This is a genomic window from Kribbella sp. NBC_00889 (assembly GCF_045207705.1).
Taxonomy (GTDB): Bacteria; Actinomycetota; Actinomycetes; order Propionibacteriales; family Kribbellaceae; genus Kribbella.
Window position 1 is genome coordinate 2,572,342 of the sequence record NZ_CP108783.1, and the last position, 23,543, is coordinate 2,595,884.

The 23,543-nt window shown below is 68.3% G+C and carries 21 protein-coding genes; 11 read left to right on the plus strand and 10 right to left on the minus strand.

From position 1 onward, the window contains the following. The first annotated feature begins 26 nt into the window (after nucleotides 1–26). The 4 genes from OG817_RS12410 to OG817_RS12425 are packed head-to-tail and all read left to right on the plus strand — an operon-like array spanning nucleotide 27 to nucleotide 3,053. Entirely contained in the window at nucleotides 27–1,595 is a 1,569-nt protein-coding gene (locus tag OG817_RS12410) for a SpoIIE family protein phosphatase (RefSeq protein WP_406054236.1), read from the plus strand. Beyond that, entirely contained in the window at nucleotides 1,582–1,947 is a 366-nt protein-coding gene (locus tag OG817_RS12415; RefSeq protein WP_132195136.1) for an STAS domain-containing protein, read from the plus strand. The genes OG817_RS12410 and OG817_RS12415 overlap by 14 nt, the downstream gene beginning before the upstream one ends. Continuing rightward, a complete protein-coding gene (locus OG817_RS12420) occupies nucleotides 1,940–2,290 on the plus strand; it encodes an STAS domain-containing protein (protein ID WP_396396031.1) in 351 nt (116 codons plus the stop codon). Before OG817_RS12415 ends, OG817_RS12420 begins: the two co-directional genes overlap by 8 nt. 13 nt (nucleotides 2,291–2,303) lie before the next feature. Continuing rightward, the gene (locus OG817_RS12425; RefSeq protein ID WP_396396029.1) at nucleotides 2,304–3,053 is read left to right on the plus strand and encodes a hypothetical protein; all 750 of its coding nucleotides are present in this window, start codon (nucleotides 2,304–2,306) and stop codon (nucleotides 3,051–3,053) included. A gap of 133 nt (nucleotides 3,054–3,186) precedes the next feature. Here the strand turns inward: OG817_RS12425 and OG817_RS12430 are convergent, their stop codons facing one another. Further along, nucleotides 3,187–4,002, minus strand: a complete 816-nt coding sequence (locus tag OG817_RS12430) for an alpha/beta fold hydrolase (RefSeq protein ID WP_406054239.1) — start codon at nucleotides 4,000–4,002, stop codon at nucleotides 3,187–3,189. 215 nt (nucleotides 4,003–4,217) lie between these two features. On the opposite strand from OG817_RS12430, the gene hrpB reads away from it, so the two are divergent. After that, entirely contained in the window at nucleotides 4,218–6,755 is a 2,538-nt protein-coding gene (gene hrpB, locus OG817_RS12435) for an ATP-dependent helicase HrpB (protein ID WP_406054241.1), read from the plus strand. Between the two features lie 21 nt (nucleotides 6,756–6,776). On the opposite strand, the gene OG817_RS12440 is transcribed toward hrpB, so the two are convergent. Then, nucleotides 6,777–6,947 carry a hypothetical protein gene (locus tag OG817_RS12440; RefSeq protein ID WP_406054243.1) on the minus strand — a complete coding sequence of 57 codons (171 nt, stop codon included), beginning with the start codon at nucleotides 6,945–6,947 and terminating at the stop codon, nucleotides 6,777–6,779. Between the two features lie 237 nt (nucleotides 6,948–7,184). Here OG817_RS12440 and OG817_RS12445 point away from each other — a divergent pair, with 237 nt between their 5' ends. Both OG817_RS12445 and OG817_RS12450 read left to right on the plus strand, forming a co-directional pair. Further along, nucleotides 7,185–7,325 carry a M1 family aminopeptidase gene (locus tag OG817_RS12445; protein ID WP_406054245.1) on the plus strand — a complete coding sequence of 47 codons (141 nt, stop codon included), beginning with the start codon at nucleotides 7,185–7,187 and terminating at the stop codon, nucleotides 7,323–7,325. A gap of 29 nt (nucleotides 7,326–7,354) precedes the next feature. Beyond that, nucleotides 7,355–7,564 (plus strand): hypothetical protein, encoded by a 210-nt coding sequence (locus tag OG817_RS12450; protein WP_406054247.1) that lies wholly within the window; start codon nucleotides 7,355–7,357, stop codon nucleotides 7,562–7,564. On the opposite strand, the gene OG817_RS12455 is transcribed toward OG817_RS12450, so the two are convergent. Next, a complete protein-coding gene (locus tag OG817_RS12455) occupies nucleotides 7,565–8,431 on the minus strand; it encodes a LysR family transcriptional regulator (RefSeq protein WP_406054249.1) in 867 nt (288 codons plus the stop codon). A 183-nt stretch (nucleotides 8,432–8,614) separates the two neighbouring features. Between OG817_RS12455 and OG817_RS12460 the strand changes: the two genes are divergently transcribed. The 3 genes from OG817_RS12460 to OG817_RS12470 all read left to right on the plus strand — a co-directional run bounded on the left by OG817_RS12460 (nucleotide 8,615) and on the right by OG817_RS12470 (nucleotide 10,880). Continuing rightward, nucleotides 8,615–9,349 (plus strand): SDR family NAD(P)-dependent oxidoreductase, encoded by a 735-nt coding sequence (locus tag OG817_RS12460; protein WP_406054251.1) that lies wholly within the window; start codon nucleotides 8,615–8,617, stop codon nucleotides 9,347–9,349. 31 nt (nucleotides 9,350–9,380) lie between these two features. Then, nucleotides 9,381–10,001 (plus strand): NADPH-dependent F420 reductase, encoded by a 621-nt coding sequence (locus OG817_RS12465; RefSeq protein WP_406054253.1) that lies wholly within the window; start codon nucleotides 9,381–9,383, stop codon nucleotides 9,999–10,001. Nucleotides 10,002–10,325: 324 nt separating this feature from the next. Further along, nucleotides 10,326–10,880 carry a hypothetical protein gene (locus OG817_RS12470; RefSeq protein ID WP_406054255.1) on the plus strand — a complete coding sequence of 185 codons (555 nt, stop codon included), beginning with the start codon at nucleotides 10,326–10,328 and terminating at the stop codon, nucleotides 10,878–10,880. A gap of 47 nt (nucleotides 10,881–10,927) precedes the next feature. Here OG817_RS12470 and OG817_RS12475 read toward each other — a convergent pair whose 3' ends face one another. Next, on the minus strand, nucleotides 10,928–11,323 hold the full coding sequence (locus tag OG817_RS12475; RefSeq protein WP_406054257.1) for a nuclear transport factor 2 family protein: 396 nt from the start codon (nucleotides 11,321–11,323) through the stop codon (nucleotides 10,928–10,930). Between the two features lie 509 nt (nucleotides 11,324–11,832). Between OG817_RS12475 and OG817_RS12480 the strand changes: the two genes are divergently transcribed. Further along, nucleotides 11,833–12,162, plus strand: a complete 330-nt coding sequence (locus OG817_RS12480; protein WP_396396012.1) for a cupin domain-containing protein — start codon at nucleotides 11,833–11,835, stop codon at nucleotides 12,160–12,162. 95 nt (nucleotides 12,163–12,257) lie between these two features. Here OG817_RS12480 and recD read toward each other — a convergent pair whose 3' ends face one another. From recD to OG817_RS12510, 6 genes are all read right to left on the minus strand, one after another. Further along, complete coding sequence (gene recD, locus OG817_RS12485) at nucleotides 12,258–14,036, minus strand: exodeoxyribonuclease V subunit alpha (protein ID WP_406054259.1); 1,779 nt, start codon at nucleotides 14,034–14,036, stop codon at nucleotides 12,258–12,260. Beyond that, on the minus strand, nucleotides 14,033–17,329 hold the full coding sequence (locus tag OG817_RS12490) for a UvrD-helicase domain-containing protein (protein WP_406054261.1): 3,297 nt from the start codon (nucleotides 17,327–17,329) through the stop codon (nucleotides 14,033–14,035). The genes recD and OG817_RS12490 overlap by 4 nt, the downstream gene beginning before the upstream one ends. Continuing rightward, nucleotides 17,329–20,643, minus strand: coding sequence for an exodeoxyribonuclease V subunit gamma (recC, locus tag OG817_RS12495; protein WP_406054263.1), 3,315 nt, complete (start codon nucleotides 20,641–20,643; stop codon nucleotides 17,329–17,331). Before recC ends, OG817_RS12490 begins: the two co-directional genes overlap by 1 nt. A 234-nt stretch (nucleotides 20,644–20,877) precedes the next feature. Continuing rightward, nucleotides 20,878–21,450 carry a hypothetical protein gene (locus OG817_RS12500; RefSeq protein ID WP_406054265.1) on the minus strand — a complete coding sequence of 191 codons (573 nt, stop codon included), beginning with the start codon at nucleotides 21,448–21,450 and terminating at the stop codon, nucleotides 20,878–20,880. A 24-nt stretch (nucleotides 21,451–21,474) separates the two neighbouring features. Then, complete coding sequence (locus tag OG817_RS12505) at nucleotides 21,475–21,819, minus strand: carboxymuconolactone decarboxylase family protein (protein WP_406054267.1); 345 nt, start codon at nucleotides 21,817–21,819, stop codon at nucleotides 21,475–21,477. 296 nt (nucleotides 21,820–22,115) lie between these two features. Then, the gene (locus OG817_RS12510) at nucleotides 22,116–23,507 is read right to left on the minus strand and encodes an FAD-binding oxidoreductase (RefSeq protein WP_406054269.1); all 1,392 of its coding nucleotides are present in this window, start codon (nucleotides 23,505–23,507) and stop codon (nucleotides 22,116–22,118) included. Nucleotides 23,508–23,543: the final 36 nt, after the last annotated feature.

Genomic DNA, 23,543 nt, shown 5'->3' on the forward strand with positions numbered 1-23,543 from the left:
GAACCGCCGCCGGGGCAGGTCGGCCGATGCCCGAGCACCACGCGCAACCGGTCCCGGGCGACGAGGCGACGCCGGTCGACATCGCACCCAACGACCCCCTCCTGGCCTACCTGCAGAGCGCGAGCGGCGCGGTGGACGTGGAGGCGCTGAAGCTTGACTCGCCCGCGCTGGCAGAGCTCAAGGCCGCGGGTGTCAAGCTCGCCGTGCCACTGGTGAGCCAGGGCGAGCTGATCGGCGTACTGAACCTCGGCCCGCGCCGGTCGGAGCAGGAGTACTCCAGCGACGATCGCAAACTGCTCGACAACCTGGCCGCACAGGCTGCGCCGGCCCTGCGGGTCGGCCAGCTGGTCCGCCAGCAGGAGGCCGAGGCCCGCACCCGCCAGCGCTTCGAGCAGGAGCTCGAGGTCGCCCGGCTGATCCAGCAGAACTTCCTGCCCAAACAGCTTCCCGAGCTGTCCGGCTGGCAGGTCGCGGCCTGCTACCAGCCGGCCCGCGAGGTGGGCGGCGACTTCTACGACGTGATCCCGCTGGCCGGCGGGCAGGTCGGCTTCGTCATCGGCGATGTCACCGACAAGGGCGTACCGGCAGCGCTGGTCATGGCTGCCACTCGCAGCGTGCTGCGTGCCTCCGCCCAACGACTGATCGAACCCGGCGCGGTGCTCGAGCGGGTCAACGAGCACCTCTGCCCGGACATGCCCGCGAAGATGTTCGTCACCTGCCTGTACGGCGTTCTCGACCCGACGACCGGCCACTTCCGGTTCGCCAACGCCGGGCACGACCTGCCGTACGTCAAGACAGCCCTGGGCTCGGTCGAGCTGCGCGCCCGCGGCATGCCGCTGGGTCTGATGACCGGGATGAAGTACGAGGAGCGCGAGACACTCCTCGCGCCGGGCGACTCGTTGCTCCTGCACTCCGACGGCATCGTCGAGGCACACGACCCACAAGGGCAGATGTTCGGGTTCCCACGCCTCAAGGAAGCGGTCGCACTGTACCCGGGCGGCGGCGAGCTGATCGATCTGGTGCTCGCGGACCTGCACGCCCACACCGGACCTGATGCCGAGCAGGAGGACGACATCACCATGGTCGTCCTGCAACGGGAGCCGGCTCAGGGCGACAGCCCGAACGGCAAGGTCGTCGGGAAGCTGCTCGTCGAGTTCGAGGTGCCGAGTGTGCAGGGCAACGAGAGGCTGGCGCTCGAACGAGTCGCCGCCACGGTCGCCTCACTCGGCCTCGCACCCGCCCGGCTCCGCCGCCTCGAGACCGCGGTCGCCGAGGCCACGATGAACGCGATGGAGCACGGCAACTCCTACCGCGCCGACCGCCCCGTCACGGTCCGCGTACACGCCGAGCCGGACCAGGTCCGCGTCGAGGTCGCCGACCTCGGCGGCGCCCGCCCGGCCCCCGGCGAGACCGAGGTGCCCGACCTGGAGGCGAAGCTCGCGGGTCTCCAGCGTCCGCGCGGCTGGGGACTGTTCCTGATCAAGAACATGGTCGACGAGGCGCGGGAGACCAGCGTCGGAGAACGCCACATCGTCGAACTCGTCATGCACCTCGAACCGGTGCTCGAGGAAGGAGACGGCGATGACGACACGTGAAGCGCTCGCACACGTACGCCGGCGGGACGGCGTCGCGGTGATCGAACTGGTCGGTGACCTGAACGCCGCGGCCGAGTCCGCGCTGGACCAGGCGTGGACCGCCGCGACGGGCGTACGGCCGGATGCCGTGGTGCTCAGCTTCGAGAACAGCGGCTACATCAATTCGACCGGTATCGCCCTCGTGGTCGGCCTGCTCGCCCGCGCGCGGGCGCACGGCATCCCGATCCGGGCGTACGGACTCACCGACCACTACCGCGAGATCTTCGAGATCACCCGGTTGGCCGACTTCATGGCGATCGAGAACGACGAGGACAGCGCCGTACAGGGCGTGGGAGGGGACGGACATGGCTGAGGCAACAGCGACGTTCGACGTACGCCGGAAGGGGACGGCCGGCGTCGTCGACATCCAGGGAGATGTGACAGCAGGCTCAGAGGAGGTGCTCATGCAGGCCTACGAGGGCGCCGGCGACGTGACGGCGGTGATCCTCAACTTCGCGGGACTGTCGTACATGAACAGTGGCGGAATCGGCCTGCTGGTGACGCTGCTGGTCCGCGCCAAGCGTCGTTCGCAGCGGCTGCTGGCGTACGGCCTGTCCGAGCACTACCGGCAGATCTTCGAGCTGACCCGTCTCGACGAGGCGATCGGCATTCACGACACCGAGCAGGATGCGCTGGCCGCGGCCGGCGCGGCGTAGAGGGGCGCACACCATGACCGGCAGCAACGACGAAGAGCCCGTCGCGGCCAACCGCGACGCGGCCCACTGGGCGAAGATGGTCTCGCGGCTGAAGGTCTCGCAGGTGCCCGACGGTGCCACGAACCTCAATGTGGACGGCCGGCAGCTCACCAGCCCGATCCAGGGCTTCGGGAAGATGTGGCAGAAGACCTACGTGATGCGGCTGCCGTCCGAGCGCGTCGCGCCGGTCGATCTCATCGCCGCCTGGCGCAAGGACTTCGGTGAGTTCTGGCCGCCCGGCAACCACTTCTACGCACCGCTCACCGGCATCGAACCCGGTGATGTCGCGCTGCTCAACATGAAGATGCCCGGCCTGAAGCTGTCGACCGGCGTGATGATGCTGTACGCCGACGACGAGTCGTTCACGTTGATGACGCCGCAGGGTCACATGTTCGCCGGCTGGATCACGTTCAGCGCATCGCGGCAGGACGACGCCACCGTCGTACAGACCCAGGTCCTGATGCGCGCCTCGGATCCGATCTTCGAGCTGGCCCTGATGATGGGTGGCCATCGCCAGGAGGACCGGTTCTGGAGCCAGACACTCGGCAACGTCGCCGCACACTTCGGCCATCCGGAGGCAGCTGTCGACACCAAGGTCGTGTGCGTGGACAAGAAGCGCCAATGGTCACGGTGGCGCAACGTGTGGCACTCCTCGGCGATCCGCTCCGCGATCTACATGCTGGAAACCCCCGTCCGCGCTGGGCGGGGCCTTGCACACCGGTAACGGGCCGGCACCTGAACCCTCCGTGCGCCGGCGGCAGACGTTCAGATTCCTGCCGTGCCATCACGGATGGATGAATGTCGCGTCGATCCACGATCTCGCGGCTTGCCGCGGCGGCGTCCGCTGAGGGTGGGCTCTAATGGGATGGCTGATCGCGGTGTCGCTTGAGGAACTCGATGATGGCTCGGGCTGCGGGTTCGGGTTCTTGTTCGGCGGGGTAGTGGCCGGATCGTTCCAGGATGAGGCCGGTCACGTTGGTTGAGAGCCCGCGGAGGCCGTCCGCGACGGCGGAGCCCATCGCGTAGCGTCCTCCGATCGCGAGCACGGGCGTGTGGATCGGATTCTCCCGGAGTCGCTGAACGTCGGCGATGTCGTCGGCCCGAGATCGGTAGTAGCCGAGCCCGGCTGCCAGAGCATCGTCCGTCGTGTAGGCGTCGATGTAGGAGCGGACTGTCTCCGGGGCGAGCCCTGGCGGGCCGGCGCTCTGCCGGAGGAAGGTCCCGTAGTAGGCGTCTTCCCGTCCCGGGACGAGCTGCTCGGCGAGGCCGGGTGCGCGGTTGAACGGGCCATGCCAGGACGGGTAGTGCTCAGCGCCTGGTGCGGGGATGTCGATGTCGATTCCGGGGAGGATCTCCTCTTCGACCACGATCGCGCTCACCGCCCGGGGCATTGCAGCGGCCAGGAGAAACGCGACCGTGCCACCCCAATCATGGCCTACCAGCGAGAAACGGGTGAGCCCGCGCTTGCTGAGATCGTCGCCGAGGCAGTCGGCAAGGTCGCTCTTCCTGAAACTAGGTGCGCTCCCCGCCGACCTGCCGAGCCCTGGCAGGGCGACCGGAACCGACGCGAAACCGCTCCGACGCAGGAATGGCAGCAGACCTTGCCAATGCGTCTCTGTGACGGGCCACCCGTGAAGGAGCACGACAGGCCAACCGTTCGACGATGCACTCATCGTCCCATCATCCTCACCGCTCTCGCAGCAGACTGATCAATCACTCATCCCTGGTCTGACCGTTGAACCTCGCGCCCAGGGGTTGCTCGACGCGGTCCTGAGTTCGGAAGCCGAGGTGTGGCCTCGCTTGAGGAGGTCGGGCTTGGCGGGGACGCGGTGAATCCGCTTGCGGGTAGGTGAGGGATTCTGCCGCATTCGTCGGTTAGCGTCGGGGCGTGTTGCTGCCTGACTCGTCGGTGCCGGGGGCGGATCTGCCTGTCCGGGCGGTTCTGCCTGCGACGGTCGATGCGGTGCGTTCGCGCGGTACTGCGGTGTTGGTTGCGCCGCCCGGATCGGGGAAGACCTCGCTGTTGCCGCTTGCGCTGGGCGACGCGCTCGGGGGCACGGTCATCGTCGCCGAGCCGCGGAGGATGGCTACCCGCGCGGCTGCGGCCCGGCTGGCGACGCTGGTCGGCGAACCGCTCGGGCAGCGGATCGGCTACGCGATGCGCGGCGAACGCAGCGGCGGCAAAGGACTCCGTGTCGAGGTGGTGACGACCGGGCTCCTGGTACGTCGTCTGCAGCAGAACCCGGAGTTGCCGGGTGTCGCCGCGATTGTGATCGACGAGTGCCACGAGCGACACCTCGATGCCGATCTGCTGCTCGCGTTCTGCGTCGACATCCGGGCGAATCTTCGGGAAGACCTGGCGATCGTTGCGACCTCGGCCACGGCGGACACGAACAGGCTGAGTCGCGCATTGGGCACCGACACTCCGGCGCCAGTGATCACCGCGTCCGCGGCGCTGTTCGACGTGGCGATCGAGTGGGTCCCACCACCGGTCCCCGTGCCGCTGCTTCCCGGTGGGCGGGTCGACCCGCGACTGCTGGATCACATCGCGGCCGTCGTCCGGCGTGCACTGACCGAGAGCGACGGCGACATCCTCGTGTTCGTCCCGGGGGAGGCCGAGATCAACGGTGTGACTCGCCGCTTGGCCGGTCAGAATGTTCTGCCCTTGTTCGGTCGCCAGTCCAGGGCTGAACAGGACCGCGCGTTGACGCCGGCCGCCACTCGTCGGATCGTGGTCACGACGTCGGTCGCGGAGAGTTCGCTGACGGTGCCTGGAGTCAGGGTTGTGGTCGACTCGGGTCTTGCCCGGGAGCCGCGGACCGATCAATCGCGTGGCCTCGGTACGTTGGTCACCTGCCGGGTTTCGAGATCGTCGGCCGACCAGCGAGCGGGTCGCGCCGGACGGGAGGCGCCTGGCCGGGTCTATCGGTGCTGGTCTGCCACCGACCACTCGCATCTCGACGATCACCCGGCGCCGGAGATCGCGATCGCCGATCTGGCAGGCTTCGCCCTCGACCTCGCGGCGTGGGGTGCGCCTGCCGGTGACGGTCTCACGTTGCTCGAGGCGCCGCCGGTGGTGGCGATGGCCGCGGCCACCGAATTACTGCGCCGCCTCGATGCGGTGGACGACAACGGCCGGATCACCGAACGGGGACGGCGGATGGCGGCGATCGGGGCGCATCCCCGGTTGGCTCGTGCGTTGCTGGACGGGACGCCGCGGGTCGGCGCCGACCGGGCGCGCGAGGTCGTCGCGATGCTCTCGGACGACTCCGGCCGCGACTTCGGCGATGATCTACCGGCCCGCTGGCGAGCCCTCCGCCGTGGCGAGGACCGCGGAGCCACGGCCCGCTGGCGAGAAGAAACGAAGCGCCTCGGCCGAGGCGCGACCGGCGACCCGTTGGGTGGAGATGGAGTGCGGCCGGCGGTCGGTCGGCCGACTCGCGTATTACCGGATGATCTTGCGGTGGGGGTTGTGGTGGGGCTGGCGTATCCGGATCGGATTGCGCGGGCCCGGCGAGCCGGCCTGGCGACGTACCAGATGTCTGGTGGTACGGGCGCCGCGCTGGATCCGCAGTCGCCGCTGCGGACCACGACCTGGCTGGCCATCGCGGCTGCTGACCGGGCACCCGGTCGCGCCGACGCCAGGATCCGTTCCGCGGCGCCGATCGATGAGCAGACCGCGCGAGACATCGCCGGCGACCTCGTCTCGACCACCGACCAGATCCGTTGGGACGACGGCCGGATCGTGACGCGGCGCGTCGAGGCACTCGGCGCGATCGTGCTCAACGACGTCCCGCTGGCAAAGCCCGACCGGCTGCTCGTCCAAGCGGCCGTCCGCGACGGTGTCCGGCACAGCGGTCTGTCCGTACTGCGCTGGTCGGAGGCCGCACTCGCCTTGCGGGAGCGGCTCGCGTTTTGCCATGCCCACCTCGGATCCCCGTGGCCCGCGGTCGACGACGAAGCACTGCTGGCCGATCTTGACGCATGGCTGGGTACCGACCTCGCCGCGGTGCGAGGCTCGCGCGATCTCGCCCACATCGACGTGGCTTCGGCGCTCCGCCGACTACTGCCATGGCCCGCAGCAGCCCGGTTCGGCGAACTCGCACCGGAACGGCTCCAGGTCCCATCGGGCTCCCAGGTGCGACTCGCGTACGACGGTGCCGAGCCACCGGTCCTCGCCGTGAAGCTGCAGGAGGTATTCGGCTGGACGGCGACTCCAGTCGTCGCGGACGGTCGTGTCCCGGTCGTTCTGCACCTACTGTCGCCCGCACGGCGCCCGGTCGCGATCACGAGCGACCTCGCCTCTTTCTGGAAGCAGGGCTATCCCCAGGTCCGAGCCGACCTGCGAGCCCGCTACCCCCGCCATCCGTGGCCGGAAGATCCACTCACCGCCATCCCGACCAAGCGACCAAAACCTCGCCAGTGAACCAAGCTGGGCCGCGACCTACTACCCGGTGAACGACACCACCGACGACAAGGCGACGTACACCCAGGCCATCACCGTGCCGACCGGACTCACCGTGCTGGCCAACGGCGAAGCAGGACCGACCACCAAGCACAACGGCCGAACCACCTTCCGTTGGCACATGAACCAGCCGATGGCCAGCGAATTGGCCATGATCGCGATCGGGAACTACAACGTCACCCGCAGCGCGACGGCCGACGGCCTCCCGAACATTACCGCGATCGGCAAGTCGATCGACGCCGTGGCCGGTCAGGGCACGGTGTTCAACAAGACCACCGCGCGGATCGTCCAGTGGGAGTCGTCGTTGTACGGGCGCTATCCGTTCGACTCGACCGGCGGCATCCTCGCCGACGTCGGCGTCGACTACGCCTGGAGACGCAGAGCCGACCGGTGTACGACCAGCGCACCGGCCGTGTCGACGGTGACCTGCTCGCCCACGAACTCGGACACCAGTGGTTCGGCGACAGTCTCACTCCGGTGCGGTGGTCGGACATCTGGCTGAACGAAGGCTTCGCCAGCTACTCGGAGTAGCTCTACCAGGAAAGTTCAATGGCATCCCGGTGGAACAGAGCTTTGCGGAGGCTTACGCCGACGAGAAGGACTGGAGTGGGGCGGTGGCCGACCCCGGGCGGGATCACATCTTCGACGACCTGGTCTACAACCGCGGCGCGATGACGTTGCAGGCGCTCCGCCTGAAGATCGGCGACCGCGCCTTCTTCCAGGTGCTCAAGCAGTGGCCGACGACCTACCGGCACGGCAAGAAGCTCTGACTACTTCCCACATTCTGCCGTGATCTCGGCCGTCGCTTGCGCCGCGGCGAAGAAGTCGTCGGCCAGCGGCGAGGTGCGCGATGCCGCCATCGCGAGGCACACCTGGTCGGGCGCGAGTTCCGGGATGGGGACGTAGCTGATGTCCGGACGTGAGTAGAACACTGTCTCCGAACGCCCCACGAACGAGATGCCCCGGCCGGCTGCGACGTGCTCGAGCTTCTCCTCCACGCCGCGCACCCGGAGCCCGGAGTCGGGGTGCGGGCGCCTGGTGGGCTGCGTGCTCGGGTCGCCATGCAATACCAGCGGTTCACCGGCCAGGTCGGCCTCGGTGACCTCCTCCTTGCCGGCCAACCGGTGGCCTGCGGGCAGCACCACCATGAGCGGCTCGGTGTACAGCGGGGTCACGCGCAGGCCGGTCTCGTCGATGGGCAGCCGCACATAGCCGATGTCGATGCGGCCGTCGAGCAGCATCAGGGCCTGGTCGTCCCATTCGATCCGCTGCACGTCCACGACCACGTCCGGATGTCGGGCCTCGAACACTCGGGCCGCCGGGATGACCGGGATGCCGGTCCGGAAGCCGACCGCCAGCCGCCGGCTGCCGCGGGCGGCCACGGACACCCGGCGGCGGACCGCGTGTGCGGAGGCGAGCAGCGGACCGGCGTCGTCCAGCAGTTGTCGGCCCGCGTCGGTCAGCGCTACGCCGTGGCTGTCCCTGATGAACAGCGAGGCGCCGAGATCCTGTTCCAGAGCCCGGATCTGCCGACTGAGCACCGGCTGCGCGATGTGCAGCTCATCGGCGGCGCGGCCGAAGTGCAGCCTGTCGGCGACGGTGACGAAGTAGCGCAACTTGCGCAGGTCCAGATCCATGGAGCCTCCCGGTCCGGCGATGCCTCCAGGGTATCGCCACGGCTGAAAGAGGTCTTGGACACCCACTCAAGCCAATGGCATCGTTAATGGGGCCGGAGCGAATTCGGTATATGGAACCTTTTTGGTTGACGCGAATATAAGAACCGAATTGTTGCAGATACCCATCAATTCTACGGAGTGATCGTGGGAAAGCTCGATGGAAAGGTAGCGGTGATCACCGGCGGATCCACCGGAATGGCACTGGCCGGCGCCAAACTGTTCGTCGAGGAAGGAGCGCACGTCTTCATCCAGGCCCGGCGGCAGGAAGCACTGGACGACGCCGTCAAGCTGATCGGCCGCAACGTCACCGCGGTCCAGGGTGACGCGGCCGAACTGGACGACCTGGACCGCTTGTACGACGCCGTCAAGCGGGAGAAGGGCTCGATCGACGTGCTGTGGGCCAGCGCCGGGATGGGCGAACCCGCCGTCCTCGGCGAGATCACCGAGGAACAGTTCCACCGTGCCTTCTGGCTGAACGCACGCGGCACCCTGTTCACCGTGCAGAAGGCACTGCCGCTGATGAACGACAACGGCTCGATCTTGATGACCGGATCCAACGCCTCCCTCGGCGCCTTCCCCGGCTGGAGCCTCTACGCGGGAAGCAAAGCCGTCCAGCAGGCCTGGGCCCGCGTCTGGCTCAACGAACTCCGCGACCGCAAGATCCGGGTCAACGTCCTGACCCCCGGCCAGGTTGCCACCGCCAAACAGGAAGAACTGTTCGACGAGGCAACCAAGGCCGCATTCGAGTCCCTCATCCCCCGCGGAGCGATGGGCCGTCCCGAAGAAATCGCCACCGTGGCCCTGTTCCTCGCCTCCGACGACTCCAGCTACGTCAACGGCCTGGAACTGGTCACCGACGGCGGCACCACCGCCATCTGAACCACAACACCCCAGGAAGAGAGCGCACCTCATGAACAGCATCACCCTCATCGGTACGGGGAACATGGCCCGTACCATCGGCACGCTCGCGGTGGCGGGCGGCAACACCGTCGAGGTCATGGGACGCGATCAGTCCAAGGCCGACGACCTGGCCATGGCTCTGGGCGGCGGCGCGACGACGGGCAAGTGGGGCGCCGTCCCGGCCGGGGACATCGTCATCACGGCCCTGTTGTACGACGGTGTCGTTCCGGTCGTCGCCGAATACGGAGACGCACTCGCGGGCAAAGTCATCGTCGACATCAGCAACCCCTTCAACGCCACGTTCGACGGACTGGCTCACAGCGAGGAGACCTCGATCGCGCAGGAAGTCGCCAAGGTGGCGCCGGCCAGCGCCAGCGTGGTGAAGGCCTTCAACACCATCTTCCGCAACGTCCTGGAGAAGGGTCGGCCCGACGTATTCATCGCCGGCGACGATGCGCAGGCCAAGGCTGATGTGGCGGCACTCATCGAGAGTCTCGGGCGGCGCCCGCTGGACGTCGGCGGCCTGAAAATGGCGCACTGGCTGGAAGGCGCGGGCCTGCTGATGATGGGCCTGGCAGGCCACGGCGTCGGGAACTTCGACTTCTCCCTCGGTGTCAGCCTTCTTAGCTGAGCGCGCTGTCTGCGCTCGGCGCGAAGGTGCGTCGCGGCGACCTCGAGGATCTCGACGGGCTGAAGGAGGCGGCCGCGGACTCCGACGGGGTCATCACGTCGCACACAGGCAAGACCTGCTTCCGTCCGGCGGGATCGACGCCGTAGCCGCCGCGGAGCTCCCGATCATGCTCGCGTACGGCGAGGCACTCGCGGAAACCGGAAAGCCACTGGTCGCGGGGGGAGCATTGGCTCGCCCGGGAACCTGGGCCGGCCGGCCACCGAGGAGGACCCGGCCATTCCCAGCGGCGATGAGTACAAGGGCACACTCCGGGTTCGTAACGTCGTGGAAACCGCCGTAGTCGGCCTCGCCGAGCGGGGAGTGCGGTCTTCGGTCATGCGGATTGCCAACATCGCGCACAGCACGACCGATCGTGCGGGCTTCCTCGCGCAGCTGATCGCGCTCGCGAAGGAGAAGGGCGTCGTCGGCTACCCCGGAGACGGCGCCAACCTGTGGAACGCCGTGCACACCCGCGACGTCGCCTCCTTGTTCCGCTTGGCGCTGGAGAAGGGGTCAGCCGGCAAGTATTGGCACGCAGTCGGGGACGGGGCCATCCCGCTCCGCGAGATCGCCGAGGCCATTGGCAGCCGTCTGGGCCTGCCCGCCGTAAGCACTCCCGCGGACGTACTGATGGTGCCGGGATACGTTGGGTTCCTCGCGAACATCGTCACGCAGAACGAGAAGGGCCAGTCGGTCGACGAGGACGCTATCCGCGCGGAACTGGCCACCGCAACGCGGTATCCGCTGAGTTCCGGGCGAGAAGAGGTGGAGACGTACGTCGACCAGCTCGACGACATCTCGAGAGCCCTGGACACCGCCGAGCCCGAGGAGCTGAGGTAGTCGCCACCTTGTTCACCGAGTTGCCGAGCGGTCGTTGCCCGTAGCGTTCAGGGGCGGCGGACGTAGTACTCGGTGAACTCACGGCAGCGTCCTTCGCCGTCGAAGCGCATGATGAAGCAGTTCTCGTAGGTGCGGACGATGGGTCCGTCAGGCACTTCGCGGTACCGCGAAGTGCCGGTGGCCACCACGGCGTCATCGTCGACCGCGACCGGAGAGTACTCGGCCTCGTAGGTGCCGGGCGCGTCGCGGGTGGAGGCGCCGCCCGACACGCTCTGTCCGAGCCAGGATGCGACGACGGCGTCCCGGCCGGCGATCGGCTCGTCATACGGGTGGTAGCGGTACGCGACGTTCTCGCTGAACAGCCTTGAAATATCGCTCGGATCGTAGGACATCCACGCCTCGACGTACTGGTCGAGCCAGTCCTGAGCGGTCTGCTTGTCCATTGGCCCACCTTAGTCCGCTCATCTCTGTGCGAAGAACGCGATGCAGGCAGCCAGATCTGTCGCGAGCCGGGGTCGCGCAGGATCCATGGTGCTCCTCGGCAGGCCGCGGCGGATGCCCCATCCGGCTGGGGGGTCAGCCGGCCCACTCGCTCGTCCAGGTCGTCGACGAGGAAATTGACCGTCGTACGGCCGGCCTTGCCTGGATCGTGGAAGACCTGAACGATGCCGGCGTCGATCAGATGCCATTCGGCCAAGGAGTCCATCGGTCGCTGATCGGCTGGACGCCCGAAGAACGACGCGTACCAGTCGCATGCTGTGTCGAATTGCCCGACCGGTATCACCGCCAGTACCGCGTTGATCGCCATCGGTGTCGCACATCGGCGTGCGCCGCTGTCCCGACGGCGATGACTCTGCTCCTGCACCCGCACGTGGCGAGTGTCTGCTGACCTGTGCTCGACGGCCGTGACCTTGTGCACCGGCGTTCAGGCTCGCCGTGCGATCATCGACGGATGGATGTCTCGTCGATCGACGATTTGGCTGCCGAGCGGCTTGCCAAGGCAGTGTCGGCCGAGAGTGGGCGCAGCTCGGTCACGGTCTACAGCAGGCCTGGTGCCCGTCTCCGGCAGACGCTCACGGCGCTTGCCGCAGGTCGGGTGATGGGCGAGCACAAGAGTCCCGGGGATGCCTCTCTGCTCTGCCTACGTGGCCGTGTCCGGGTCCGTGCGGGTGACGCGGAGGTCGAGCTCGGTCCAGGTGATCTGGTCGCGGTGCCGCCGCAGCGCCATGACGTCGAAGCCTTGGAATCGTCCGTCCTACTGCTCTCGGTCGCATTGCACTGATCCTCTCGCGCTGAGCCCCGAGTGCGGATCGTGCGATTGCTGACGGCAACTGATTCCCTGTGCGAGCGGGCGCACTGGGCAAGAGGTACGCGGGGTCACGCTGGTCGAGGTCCGCCGATCAGGCGTTGGCGGAGGCCGGTTGCGCGGAGTGCTCGGTGGCCCATGGCCAGACGTACGGAGGTTTCGTTTCCGATGACGCGTAGTCGGTCTTGGGCACGGGTTATGGCTGTGTAGAAGAGTTCGCGAGTGAGTAGCCGGGACTCTTCGCCTGGCATCAGGACGGTGACTTCGGCGGCCTGGCTGCCCTGAGCTTTGTGGATGGTCATCGCGTGCAGCGTTTCGATGTTGCCGAGTCTGCTGGGGGCGAAGTCGAGACGGCCGCGGGAGCTGTCGATGCAGACTCGTAGGGAGCCGTCGGGGCGTCGGATTGTCACTCCCACGTCGCCGTTGTAGATGCCCAAAGCGTAGTCGTTGGCGGTCACCAGCACCGGTCGGCCGACGTACCAGGTGTCCCAGAGTGGGTCCTCGGTTTCTTCGGTGATCCATCGCTCGATGGTTCGGTTCCAGTGGTCGACGCCCCACGGACCTTCGCGGTGCGCGCAGAGTAGGCGGTGCCGGTCGAGCGCGGCCAGTGCGGCGTCGGCGTCGCCGGCTTCGGCGGCGCTCCGGATCGCGAGTACGTCGGGAAGCAGCGCGGACCGCAGGCTCTCGCGTGGGTCGTCGTCCTCGACGAAGTGGACCTGTTCGCCGCTGCTGCGGAGTACGGCAAGGACGTCCTCGGGCCGGTCTTCGCGCACGGCCAGAGCCAGCTCACCGATCTCGCTGCCGAAGCGGTGCGAGGTGCGTAGTTCGGCTCCTTCGATGTGACCGCCGGCGACCAGACCGTCGACGAGGTCGGCGAGGACCGCGCCGGCTTCGATGGATGCGAGCTGGTCCGGGTCGCCAACCAGTACGAGCCGGGCCTCCGGTCGCACCGCCTCCAGCAAGCGCGCCATCATCGTCAGCGAGACCATCGAGGTCTCGTCGACGACGATGATGTCGTGCGGCAGCCGGTTGTCTCGGTCATGGCGGAACCGGGTGGACGAGTCGGGGCGCCGGCCGAGGAGCATGTGCAGGGTGCGGGCGTGGAAGTCGCCCAGCCTCTCGGTGTCCTGATCGGAAAGGCGGTCGGACATCTCCCGCCGTACCGCTTCTTCGAGCCGGGCCGCGGCCTTGCCGGTTGGTGCCGTCAGCGCGATCCACGGGCGGCGCTCCCCGGCGATCTCCGCCTGCTCCGCGAGCAGAGCCAGCAGGCCGGCAACGGTGGTGGTCTTGCCGGTGCCAGGGCCACCGGTGAGAACTGTCGTCCATTGCCGGGCTGCGGTCTGTGCAGCGGCCCGCTGTTCGTCGTACGAACTACCTGGGAAGAGCCGGTCGAGCCCTGCGACCAGTGCAGCTTCATTGGCGATCGGTGGCGCCGGCTGAGCGGCGCGGCGCCGAAGGTCCTGCTCGACCTGCTCCTCTTCGCGCCAGTAGCGATCGAAGTACAGCCGTGCGCCCTCGAGGCGCAGTGGATGTGGAGTGGCGAGCAGGGGGCTGGCCGCGATTGCCGCGAGCCATTCGTCCAGGACGGGCCAGGCCAGATCGTTGCCGTCATCGCCGACTTCGTTACGGACCTCGGTGAGGTCGAGGCAGATGGATCCGGCCCGGACGGCTCGCGCTGCCAGCGCACACGCGAGTGCCACTGACTCGCTGGTTTCGTTCAGCATGGTCGTCAGACGGGACGCGACATGGACGTCGGCGGCCAGGATCACGCCGGCCTGGTTGAAATCGCGCAAGATCCCGGTAGCGGCGAGCGCAAAGGCCGAATCGAACTCGTCGACGGTCGCGGTCATGCGGTCCTCCCATCGAGCAGGTCGGACAGGGCCAGTACGAGCGCCGCCGGCAACGGCCAGCTGAACACCCCGGCCGAATGCCCGTCAACGAGAGGCGTCTCCGGACCGCACATGCCGCGCAGGTAGAGATAGATGACCCCACCGAGATGCACCTCGGGGCTGTACGCCGGCAGCCGCCAGCGGAGGTATCGGTGCAGCACGACCGAATAGAGCATCGCCTGCAAGGGATAGTCGGAGTGCAGCATCGCGGCGCTCAGCTGAGCTGGTCCGTACTCCGCCGACGTAGCAGGCTGCTCGGGGTCGCCGAGCCGGTTGGTCTTGTAGTCGACCACGACGAATCGGTGGCTGTCACCGTGGGGGACACGCAGGACGACGTCGATCGATCCGGTGAGATAGCCACGCAGACTCTGCCGGCCGAGCAGCGGTTGTTCGAGTCGGTCGGCGTACGCAAGGAGCGGGTCGTCGGCCGGCAGATGGATGCGTAGCAGTGGCGCCAACTCGGCCAGCCGTACGTCGCCGGCCACCGCGTGATCGCCTCCGGCCAAGGGGATCTCGAAGTCGAGTTCGCGGAGCCGGTCGGCGCGGCCGAGGTCGCCGAGGGTCAGCCCAGGAACGAGCGGACCGAGCGGCGTGGTGTGCAGCGGCAGCATCGCCGTCGCCAGGGCATCGGGTGTCACATCGACGCGCCAGAGCCGCAACTGGTCGCGGACCCGTGCCGCCAGTTCGGCCTGCAGATCGGGCGCGTGCGGGTCGGCCTCCTCGAGCACCGCATGCACCAGCGACCCGAACGTCGCCCCGACCGGCAGTCCGTCCATCGGTGACGGCAGCGCATCGGCCGGCGGGTTCTCCTGTGTCGGTACTGGATCCACCGACTCGTCCTCGAGTTGGCTCTCCTCCTGTTCGCTGACTACACCGCCCACCTGCTGGTCGGCCGCCCGGATCAGCCCGGAGTACGACGTACGGCGCCAGGCGAGGTCGACCTCGCGGGAGAAAGTCCCCACTGCGAGCCCGCCGGGCAAGTCCTCGCCCGGGGGCTCGGCATGCTCGGCGATCACCGACTCCTCGACGGCCGGGCCGCCGGCCCGCTGCCAACGGCGCAGCCAGATCAGCACGTCGTCGTCGGACGATGCCCTGTCCAGGCTGTCGGGCACGACCGGTTCGCCCTGCTTACGACCGCGCAGGAGGCGGGAGATTCCGCCGTTGACCTCGTCCCAGGACGGCGCCCACCAGGCCACCACCTGTGACTGGGCGCGGGTCAGCGCGACGTACGTGAGCCGGATGTCGTCACCGGCGACCTCGGTCCGCCAGAGTTTCTCGTTGGCGTGGTAACCGGTGCGGTTCTTGCCGCCGATATCGAGACTGCGGACGCCGTTCTCGTGGAAGAGGAGCAGGTCGTCATCGTCGAAGATGTGCCGGTTGAACCCGAACGGCAGGTAGACGACGGGGTACTGCAAGCCCTTGCTCACCCACACCGTCATGATCTGCACCGCCGCCGCGTCGCTGTCGAGCCGGCGAGTTCGCTCGGTCGTACGTCCTTTCCCGGTGCACTCCGCGCGCAGCCAGTCGAGCAGCGCGGGCAGTCCGAACCCCTCGCGGTGCGCGGTCTCGTGCAGCAGTTCGGCGAGGTGCGCGAGGTCGGTCATATCGCGTTCGCCGCCGCGCCAGGCAAGTACTCGTTGCGCCATCCCCTTCACCTGGGCGGCTTCGAACACGGCGGCCACACCACGGGTGCGGAGGTGGTCGGCCCACCCGCGCAGGGTTTGGCCGATCCGGTCGGTGAGATCGTCCCCACCGGCCTGCAGAGTCGCCGCGGTCTCCCCGAAGAACATCGTCGTCGCAGCGGCCCGGACCAAGCCGGATCGGTGCGGTTGCTCGAAGGCCTCGAGCAGGCACAGCCAGTCCTGGGCGGCCTGCGACGAGAAGATGTCGAGATCGCCCGAGTAGACCGCGGGAATGCCGGCCTGTGCGAGTGCCTCCCGGCAGGCCCGCGCGTCCTTGTGCGCCTCGACGATCACCGCGATGTCACCGGCCCGGAGTGGCCGTTCGTCGTACGTCGCGCCGGCCGCGAGAAGTTGACCGATGTCGGAGGCGAGGTCGCGAGCGATGTGGTCGCGCAGATCGTCCATGGGGATGCTCTTGCGCGTCGCCGATCCGAACTGCTCCCGTCGCACGACCCTCAGCCGGACTGGCGCGTCGGACGGTGCGCCGGTCAGCCGGCTTCCCGGGTGATGGGCACTGACCTGGTGGACGACGATGTCCGAGTGGCCGAGCCGGGCGCCGCCGAGCACCACTTGTAGGCAATCGACCAACGGCTGGTCGCTGCGCCAGTTGATACCGAGAGTGCGCCGCTGACCCGCGGTTTCCGCCGCCGCGAGGTACGTCGCGATGTCGCCACCGCGGAACGCATAGATCGCCTGCTTGGGGTCGCCGATCAGCACCAACGTGCTGTGACCGTTGAAGGCGGCGTCGATCACCCTCCACTGCACCGGATCGGTGTCCTGGAACTCGTCGACCATCACCACCGACCAGCGGCGCTGCATCCGCCGGCGGGCGGGGGCGTGGGGATCCTCCAGCGCGGTGGCCAACCGGGTCAGCAGGTCGTCGTACCCGAGGATGCCGAGGCGGCGTTTGCGGCGCTCCAGCTCGGCCACGACGGCCTTCGCGAACTCGACGCGGATCCCCGCCGACGAGGATTCGTCGTACTGCTCGGGCACCAGCCGGGTGTGCGGGTTTCCGACGACCTTGAGGGCGAGCTCCAGGGCCGTGGAGCGGGTGATGGGCGGTTGCTCCGCGGAACCTCCGAAGCGATTGAGGTACAGGTCGTCGACGACCTCGGCGACAAGCTCTCCGAGGTCGTCGACCAAGGTGACGCCGGCGTCGGTGTCACCGGCAACGCCGAGCGAACGCAGTACGAGCTGGCAGAACTGGTGGGTCGTCGCGATGGTGGCGGCGTCGAAGTTGGCCAGCGCGTCCCGAAGCCGGCTGTGTCGTACGGCGACGTCGGCCGCGCTTCCGTCGACGAGGTGACCGAGCAGACCGGGGTCGTCGCGCCAGCGGTCCGGATCCGCAAGGGCACGTTCGGCTTCGAGCAACTGGGAGCGGACGCGTTCACGAAGCTCCTGGCTGGCGGCGCGGCCGAAGGTGATCAGCAGCATCTCGTCCAGACCGGCGGCGCCCTCTGCGACGTAGCGGGTGACCAGGCCGGCGAGGGCGTAGGTCTTGCCGGTGCCGGCGCTTGCCTCCAGCACAGTGGTGCCCGTCGGCAGTGGACCCAGGAGGTCGAAGGGTTCCATCACGGCGCCCCTTGCTCGAAACGCAGCATCGGTTCCCAGACCCGTTTCGCGTAGGCGCCGAGCCGGGTCGGCTCGCCGGGCCGTTCCTCACCGGGCCGAGCCGGCTCGAGAAGAACCTTGAGCTGTGTGTTGGGTCCCCAGACGCGGACGTGTGCGGGATCTGTGTTCTCGCCGTCATAGTTCGCGGGGCGCCACCGACGCCCGGCAGCGACGATCGGGTCGTCGTCCGTTCGGCGCGCCTGGCACCAGGCGAACGAGGTCTTGAGCGGTAGCGGCAACGGTTCGCGGCGACCGGCGTCGTAGACCGCGACCAGGTCGGCGAGCAGGTCGCGGCCGAGCGGCCCGACCGGCCCGAACAATCGAGTCGCGGGGTTGCGACCGCTGCGCGGGCGGCCGATGGCCAGACCCGTCCAGTTGTGGTCTTCGTCATCGGCGGACAGCGCGAGCAGTTGAATCCAGGAGGTCAACAGTTGCTTGGCGTCGAGCCGCGAGTAGCTGACCGAGACGAGCCGGTAGGCATACACGCCTGGAACTGTCCCGGTGAGGCGCCGGCCGCCGCCGAGGTCGACGTCCACATCGAACGCCTGTGGACTCGTCTGCCGATGCGGGTACGCACTGATCGCGAGACCTCGAGCGATGTCACGGATCTCGGTCGCGGTCCGCCAGCCCAGCCGTCCCGGTGGGAGTACGCCCCGTCGCCACTCTGCTTGGAGGGCCGCGTCGGGGTGGATGCCTGCGAGCATGTCGCGGAGCATCCGGTCGCCGACCGACCACTTCTGCAGGTTGTCGATCTCCACCGGCATCACGTCGGAGACGCCGTCGACCTCCCACGGCAGGGTCAGGTCGAGTGCCCGGAAGTACCCCTTCACCGGATCGCGGAAGAACGCCAGGAGATCTGACAACGCGACATCGTCATCTGCCGGCAGTGTCAACTGCCCTGTGATGAACTCCGGGCGTGGCGGCCGGGAACCCGCCGCGGCCCGCGCCGCGACCAAAGCGGTCGGGTCGAACGTGAAGGGCCCCGGCGTACCAAGACGACCAGCCTCCAAGTTCTTCCGATCGAAGGGCTGGAGCGGGTGCTTCACCACGACAGCTTGCCGAACCTCCGACTCGGTGGTGCGGTCGAGGACATCGAGCAGCTCACCCAGCGGCACGGCGGGCGGCCGTGGCTGACCGGAGTACTCGTTGGCGCCGGTGTAGGTGATCACCAACGACTCGGTCGCGGCGAGGATCGCGTCGAGCATGAGTTGGCGGTCTTCGCTGCGGACGTCGCGCTCACCGGTGACCGGTGACCTGGCCAGTACGTCGTCACCGTCAGCGAGCCCGAAGCGTGGAAACACGCCGTCGTCGAGGCCCAGCAGGCAGACCACCCGGTGTGGCACCGAGCGCATCGGCACCATCGTGCAGACGGTCAGCGTGCCGGTCCGGAAGTTCGCGCGGGTCGGCCGCCCGGCCAGATGGGTCGACAACAGGGCTCGGACGTCCGGCAACGTCAGCGAGGTCGCGGCCAGGGGACCGGCCTCGGCCGCGACCTCGGCGAACTCCCGATGCACCTGGCCGACCTGCCAGCCGTCGTCGCGACCGACCCGGGTCAGCTGGTCGATCCCCTCGCGGAGCGCGTCCAGCCAGTCCGCGAGAGGCCGGGTGCCGCTGAACCGATCAGTTGCCGCCAGCAACCGATCCACGTACTCGGCGAACCGGCCGGCCAGCTCGATGCGCGTGCTGCCCACGTCGTCGAGCGGCAATGTCGTGTCGATCCACGCGTGCGCGTCGGCCGACATCGTGACGCCCGCGAGTACTCGATCAAGGCCGAAGCGCCAGGTGTTCTGCGGATAGCCGGCCAAGCCGAACGGGTCGCGGTGGTCCTGGTCGAACGCCCACCGCACGCCTGATTCGCGGACCCAGGCGGTGGCGATGTCGATGTCGTCGTCGGTGAACCGGAAGCGGCGGCGTACCGGCTCGGTCTCGGCGAGGTCGAGCACCTGGTTCGCCGTCGCTCTGCTGCCGGCGAGGTCGAGGAGTTGAGCGGCGACGCCGAGCAGCGGATTCGTCTGGGTGAGTGACCGGTCAGCCAGTTGGACTCGGAGCCGATGCGCCGGGTGGCCGTCGTTGTCGACCTCTCCGAGGCCGAAGCGGGCGCTGATCAACGGCGCGTAGGTCTCGATGTCGGGGCACATGACGAGAATGTCGCGCGGCTCGAGCGTCGGGTCTGCCTGGAGCTTCCCGAGCAGCACCTCGCGCAGTACGTCGACCTGCCGGGCCGTGCCGTGGCACGCGTGTACCTGCACGCTGCGGTCGTCGGGGGAGAGGTGGCGGCCGTTAGCGGCGACGGTGTTGCCGCGCAGGTCGTGCTGAAGCCAGCCGAGAAGTGTTTCGGGCGCTGGCGGTGACGGTAGGTCGCGATCAACGGCCGGCGCTGCGGCGAGGGCCAACTGCAGCTCGCGACTGTCCCGCCCGAGGGTGGCGAGCAGCGGGTTGTCGGCCTCCTGATGGCTTGTGTCGGCGGTTCGGTCGCCCGCGATAGAACCCGCTGTCCTCAGCCGATCCCAGAGCGCGCCGCTGGGGTGGGGGAGCCAGAGGTGTACGTCGCGGTGTTCGGCCAGCGCGGAGAGCATCTCGATCTCCGTGAGCGGCAGTCGAGTATGTCCGAACAGTGAGAGGCGTTCTGGTAGATCGAAGGACTCTGGCTGATCCCGGAGCCGGCCGAGCGTGTCCGCGTGGCGAGTGTTCGGTGGCTGTGCATCGATACGGCCGACCAGTCGCCGCCAGAGTTCGGGTTGCCAGTTCAGGTCATCGTCGATCGGCACTCCGCGACCGTCGGTGTCGCGACCTTCGCTCCAGTCAGCGAGGAGGATCGGCCGTTGGACGGCGTACGTCGCGAAGAGCCGAGCCAACCGCGCTGCGACGGCGTACCTGCGTCCCTGGCGCAACTCGGCTTCGGCTCCGGTGTCGAAATGGCCGAGGTGTCGCGCGACGGGCTCGCACCAGACCTCGTCGAGAGAATCGTCGAGCACCGCCAGCAGCGGCCAGGCCATCGCCTCCGCGGCCCAGGGGTCGTCGTCTGCGAGGCCCAGCACCGCGGACACCAGCGAGCGCGGTGTCGCAAATCGGACCCCGGCGCACACTCCGTCGCCTCGCCCCGTGGCAGCGCCCAAACGGTGTGCGAGTCGCTGGGAGAGCCACCGCTCAACACCCTTGGCGGGCACCACCACCAACTCCTCGGCGAATGGATCGGCCAGGGGAGCGGCGAGCAAGTCACCCAGCCCGTCGGCGAGCACGTCTGTGCGCTCGGCACGGTGCAGATACAGGACCACCGACGCAGCATGCCATGCGGCGCCTGCGCCTCGTGGCACCACGGGTACTTTGCTCCCCGCAGACGGTGGCCGCCGACTGAGCAGCAGCGTCGATCAGGAGGCGCGGTTGCCGTTGGCAACTTGAGCACGTGACACGGATAGTGTCGCCACCGATTTCACGCAGCTGACCGGTGGTGGGTCTGCGCCTGTTCGACGCCCGCCAGTCCCGGACCCAGTCCGGGCATGGTTGTCCGGTCAGGGGACGCTGACGCCGATTCCTTGAGTACAGTTGGCGGGCTGGTCGTTGCCGCTGATCTTGAAGTCTTCACAGGTCAGTATGCGGGGGTGCTGGGTGCCCAGCGTGAAGGACAGTACGACGACCAGCGTGATCGCTCCGATCGCCACGATATTGTCGCGTGGGCGACGTACAGACTCCACGCCCGGAACGACCATGATGAGGACGAGCGCGACCATCGCGGGGAACCCCGCGAGCGTGACGACCACGCCGAGCCAGAACAGGACGTCGTGGCCAGGGTTGGTGGTGTCGGCGGGGGTCAGCAACGTCAGCAGAATCCAGGCCGTCGGGAGCAGAAGTGAGTAGACGGCGGGTTGGGCCCGTCGTCCGAGCAGCAGTACGGCGACGATGAACGCCGCTGTTGCCGCCGCCCAGAGTGCAAGGATCTGTTCGAAGAAGATCACCCGGTACACACCGAGGGTGAACGCCGGCCACCACACGATGAGCGTTGTCGCGACAGTGATAGTGGCCAGCCGCCGCAAACCCAGGTCCGTCTGGCGGGCCTCGCGTGCAGGGATCGGCTGGTCAGTCATCAGCGTCGCTCGTCGTGAGTGCGCTTACTCGCTCGTGTCTAGGTCGGCTTCCAGGTCTGCCGACGCCACTTCGATGGCGACCCGGAGCGCCAGCGCGATGCGGCCGGTGGCCGCCGCGACTCGCGAGGTTCCGACGATGGGTGCGATCGCGGCGAGGACACCGCGTACGTCGTCGGCGTCGAGGCCGACCTCGGCATCGACGGCCAGGTTCAGGGCGTACGACGCGGCAGGTGCGTCGCTGGCCACCAGGGCGGCGAGTCTGACAAGCGCGATGGATTGCACGTCGAGGCTCGAGGTGGCCACCGAATCGACAGTCATGCGCTCCAGGAGGTCGAGAACGGGCGTGTCTGATGCAGCGAGGTCCGACATGGCTTCTCCTTGGAAGGTCTGCTGGGACGGCGAGTCCGGCGTCACAGTCCACCCTGCGCGTGCGGTCACTTCGAGACATCACACAGATCGAACGAACCCATCGCGGTGAAGGCTGCTGGCGTGTATGGGTTCGCCGATGGCCTGGAGGAGGATTGCCCGGTCTACAGCGCCACGCCGCTGGCACGTGTCCACGGAACTAACACACCAGCAGTACCTCGCTCGGTGCCAGGAGGCGGCGGCCACTCGGCCCGCGCGGTGGTTGGGGGCCGCCGCGCGGGCTTCGTGCTGTGCAGATGTCAGCCGGCGATCGAGCGGGCGTACTCACCGATCTGCAGGACACCGTCCGGGTCGTACTTCCGGCTCACCTCGGCGATTCGCCGAAGTGTCTCCTCGTCGTACGCGCGACGGGCCGTCCGGGCGTCATGCGGAGGTCCGAAGTTCGGCCAGACACCGCCGGTGTCCCATTCGGACAACGCCGCGTAAAGGCGGTCCCAGTGCGGTAGGACGCGGGGGTCTTCCGCGATGCCGACGGCGAGCACGCTGAAGCCGGCGGCGCGGTGCGAGAAGGCGTTCGGGTGCTCGGCTTCCCGGGCGTAGGCGCCACCCAACTGACGGACCTCGACCATCAGCTGGGGTGACCCGGAGTCGTAGCCGGCCACATCGAGGAGGCGCTTCGCGGTCACGTCGGTGAACTCGGTGAGCAGCATGGCCGGATCGACGACGGGCATCGGGTCGACCGGGTCGGCGTGGACCGAGTCGACGGCCGTGTACGGCTTCAGGTCAGCATCGTCGAGGATCACCGGAGCGACGGCGCGGATCTGATCCAGCAACTCGCGGCCCTCGTCCGCGGCGCCGGTCCAGAGGAAGCGGACACCGAGGGTCATGCGGCCCGCCAGGGCCGGCGGGACGCCGGGCATGTCGGGCAGCTGGAAGAGCACGAACGACGTCGTCGCCTGCTCGGGAAGGTTCTCCGACCAGTCCCGCCACCGGTCGATGACACGCTCCGCGTCGGCGCCGTCGAAGTACACCGCGCCGCCGTAGAACGTCGGCAGGTGCACGAGGTCGAACTCCACCGCCGTCACGATCGCGGTCGCACCCTTGCCGCCTCGCAGGGCGAAGAACAGATCCGGGTGCTCGGTCGGGGTGACGCGGCGGAACTCGCCGTCTCCCGTGACGACCTCGAACGCGCGCACCTTGTCCGCGGCGAGACCGTACGTGCGGGCCATCGGACCGACGCCGCCACCGGTCGTGTATCCGACCACGCCGACGTCGCTGGTGGACCCGTTGAGCGGGGCCAGCCCGTACGGCGCGGCCGCCTCGATCACCGGAAGCCACTTGACGCCGGATCCGACGCGAGCCCAGCCCTCGGGGTGCACCGTGACCTCGTCCAGGCTCTTGGTCACCACGAGCAGGTGTCCGGCGTACGAGCTGTCGGCCCCGTGACCGGTGGCTTGTACGCCGACGGTGAAGCCGTGCTGCCGAGCGAAGCGGACGGTGGCGACCACGTCCTCGGCAGTGCGTACGGCGACAACCGCAGCCGGCTGCATAGGGACGGCGAGGAGCCACGGTGTGGACAGCGCGGCGTACTGCTCGTCGTCGGGTGTGTAGACCTCGCCGGTCAGGCGACTGCGAAGCTCCCGGAGGGAGTCGTGGTGCCGGATAGTGGCGCGGTCGAGAGCGATCGTCATCGAACTTCTCCTGTTCGGTCTGTCGTTGTCGTGATG